This is a genomic window from uncultured Campylobacter sp., from assembly GCF_938045775.1.
GTDB lineage: Bacteria > Campylobacterota > Campylobacteria > Campylobacterales > Campylobacteraceae > Campylobacter_B.
In genome coordinates this window covers 1-3,829 of sequence record NZ_CALIBH010000153.1, presented here as the reverse complement: position 1 = coordinate 3,829, position 3,829 = coordinate 1, and the positions used below count along the sequence as shown (strand labels likewise).

At 44.5% G+C, this 3,829-nt stretch carries 1 protein-coding gene; it reads left to right on the top strand.

Features of this window, described 5'->3' with window-relative positions; translation table 11 throughout:
* The first annotated feature begins 45 nt into the window (after positions 1 to 45).
* Positions 46 to 3,318: a S8 family serine peptidase gene (locus Q0238_RS05745; RefSeq protein WP_297943830.1), complete on the top strand. Its 3,273-nt coding sequence runs from the start codon at positions 46 to 48 to the stop codon at positions 3,316 to 3,318.
* The last annotated feature ends 511 nt before the right edge of the window (positions 3,319 to 3,829 follow it).

The following is a 3,829-nucleotide window of genomic DNA, read 5'->3' as shown; positions in this document are numbered from 1 at the left end:
TTTAAGCAATGTATAATTAAATAAATTTTTTACGAAAGGATACCTATGAATTACGATCTAACATCGAAATTTCCGAATTTGCGCTGCAAAGAGCGCTTAAACCTACCTACGCTATCCATAGCGGCATGTTTGTTGCTGTCGGGTACTTGTCTAGGCGCCTATACCGAAACGGGAATGCTCGGTAATACGAGTAGTTGGGAGAGTGACGAATATAAAAAAGATTGGGGTTTAACCTCAATGAATGCTTCTACAGCTTATGCGCTAGGCTTTGACGGTAGCGGCGTAAAAATCGGCGTTATGGACTCGGGCGTACTGCTTAGCCACCCAGAATTTGGAGGCGGAAGGATAAATATTGTAAAAAGCAGTGGCGTATACGATAAAGACGGAATGAGGTATCCCGATACTAAATATGGCAATTCACCCTTTAAGGCAGGTTCAAGCAGTGAATACGACGAGACAAATAAAGGTGAGTTTAAAAAGGGCGAAAAATTCGACATCGATGGCTCGTGGCAAGCAGGCGTAAATGATAGCCACGGTACGCATGTCAGCGGTACTATGGCTGCAAGCAGGGACGGTAACGGAATGCACGGCGTAGCGTATAAGTCAAATTTATACTCCGCAAATACAGGTGGCAACGATGGTATGACTTACGGACCGAATCAGGATTACAATTTTTTTCTAAAAGGTTACAACGCGCTTGCCGATGCAGGCGTCAGGGTAATCAACAATAGTTGGGGGTCAAATAGAAAGGTAAATTCCGCCTACTCGGGCGCTACGGGCTATAAACCATCCTCCGGCTTAAGGCATATAAACGAATACAATACGAACATCAGAGATACTATCAGTGTTACTGAAACTAACAACGCTAAAGATCATATGTATCTAAAAGACTTAAACGCAGCTAAAAAAGCTTACTATCAGTTTGTTACTAAAGGCGAGAAAAGCTTCATAGATGCCGCATACGAAGTAGCGGTCAAAAGACAGGTCATTCAGGTTTTTACGGCAGGAAATAGAAGCCTTATGGCGGAGTCTTTTACTCGTGCAGCCCTGCCGTATTTTAGGCCTGATGCAGAAAAATACTGGGTAAATGTCACGGGACAAAATGGTACTTGGGGCTATCCTAACGGCAGTAACGCAAACGGCGAAGTAAGTGATGCACAGAGATTTAATCTCGCAGGAAATTCCAAATGGTGGACGATCGCCGCACCCGCTGCAGATATTTACTCCTCCACCGTAAATCTAAAAACTAAAAAGGCTTCATACGCTAGCTGGGGTGGTACCTCTATGGCGGCTCCACACGTAAGCGGTGCGTTAGGTGTCATATTCCAGCGCTATCCATATATGAATGCGGCACAGGTCCGCGATACGATGCTTACTACCGCAAGACAAACTACGCTTAGAGCAGGTCACGAAGGGCAACCCTTGGAGCGCTGGGGCAGTGATGGGCTCGGCGTACCAAGCAAAGTCTGGGGCTGGGGTATCTTAGACCTTGGCAAAGCAATGTTTGGTCCTGGGCAATTTTTAGGAAATTTCGACATTACTATGGATCAAGACGATATATGGAGCAACGATATATCTGATAAAGCTATCAAATTTAGAAAAATCGAGGATCAAAACGAAGCAGCCGTTTGGGCAGCAAGAAAAGCCATCCTTGCTTCAAAACAAAATTTAAGCCCAGAGGAAAAAGCTGAGCTTACTTTTGAGACCGCAAGAGAGAAGGCGAGAGCCGAGCGGGCCGCACAGGGCTATGAGGGTGCGCTCATCAAAAGAGGCAACGGTACCTTAACACTTACGGGCAACAACACTTTCACCGGGGTTACCACTATCTATGGTGGTAAAATTTCGGCACTCAATCAATCAATCGGTAAAAGCAAACATATCGATGTACAAAATGGCGGCGAACTTGAAATCTTGCACTCTGCAGTATATAGGATACCTGAAAGGAACGGCTGGCGAAGCGTGAGCAAGGCAAGCGATGCAACCACCGTAAAAGCAACAATCAATAGCGGTGGCGCATTCGTAGTAAATGATGGCGTGAATAATTTAAATTTGAGCTTTAAGCAAGGCTCATTACTAAGAGCAGGGCAAGTTAATACTAGCGATCTTCAAAACCTCGTCGACAACCCCGGCTCTAAGAAAATTTTAACCGCCACGGGCACATTTAGCGGTGCAAATTTAGCAAGCACTCAGGATAGCTATGCGTTTTTCAAAACGAGCAAAGAGGAGGCGAGTGGCTCAAATTTACGCCTTTCGATCCAAAGTGGAACGAGTATGCAAGATTTTGCACTAAGCTCTTCGCAAAGAGCGTTCGCAGATCTACTCGTCGCCAATCGCAGCAGCGGAATTTATACGCAAATTTTAGGCTCAAACCATGCTCAAGCGCGAGAGTATTATAGCGCGTTCGCAAATGATGCTGAATTCGCTGCGGTAAATAATTCCGCGATAAATTCCATAATGATGGCAAGCATCGTTAAAAACCGAGGTGGCGCGAATGCTGTAAATATTGATAAAGACACTAGATTTTGGATCTTTTCGGGCACAAATCGAATTAAATCCGATAAAGATACCGGTATTGGTAAATTGCATTCCGATTCGTTCGTAAATTTAATCGGTATTGACTCTTTAATCGGCGATAGTTCAAGCGTCGGTGTATTTGTAGGCGCAGGGCGTACGGACGATAAAATAAGCGGCACCAAGGAAGTCAAAAGCAAGGATTTTCATAGCGGAATTTATTCCGACATCGGTTTTGAACCTGTTAAATTTAGCTTCGGTGCGATATATTCGAAATATGATCGAGATAGAAAGCTAATCTCATCGGTTTCGCCTATAGTTTACGAATATGTAGGTTCAAATGCCTCTAGTTTAAGTGCATTCGCACAGGTTTCTTATATGGGTTTTAGCAACGCGGACAGCTTTAGTGTAGAACCCTATGCTGGTGTTTCGCATACTCGCACGAAAATAGACGATGTCAGCAACTCTTTGATTCGCATTGAAAACAAAACGCGAAATTTACAAGCCGTAAGCATTGGTATAAAACCTAGCGTTCCGTTTAGAATCGGCGGAGTAGGTTTAAGAGCAAGTGCAGACGTGGCATATAATCGCTTCTTTTCGGATAAGCAGCCCCAGGCTTATTTATACGTAAACGGGCTAGGTGGTACGCAGCTAAAAGGTGAGAAGTTACAAAACCTAACGACCGCCGAAGCAGGAATCGAGGCGTCTCTTTCAAGCCGCGCTACGCTTAAGCTCTCCTACGTCGGAGCATATGGAAGCGATGTTAAATCTAACGGCATAGGACTAAGATTTAGACTGGAATTTTAGTAGAAAGGTAACGATGAATTTCGGTGGTACCGAATTTTGAGCCAAGCGTTTTAATTTGGATCAAATTAGACATTTTTTAATTCTACGGCAAGACGGCGTATGAGGTGTAAATTTCGCATTTTAAAGGCGATATTTTCGCGCCTCATGCCGAAAGCCGTATAAAATTAACGAGCGAGTGCGGCCTGGAATTTTAACGCGGACGAAGCGGCCGATACAAGCAAGCGGTGCTGGCGAGTCAAATTTAAACGAGCAAGACGATGCGAGCAGGCAAATACGAGCTAAATTCCATAAGAGCGGACGAGCAAGAGTTTGGATATAGACGGGTAAATTTAACAATGGTAAGCCGATACAGGCTGAATTTTAGGCTAGCTTAATGAGCGAATGCGGGATAAATTTTAATGAATACGAATGGGCGCGAGCTCGGGCAAATACGAGCAAATTTAATAATTGCGAGCAAACGCAAACTCGGACGCGAGCTAAATTTAACGAAAGCGGCAGCAGCGGGCAAAAT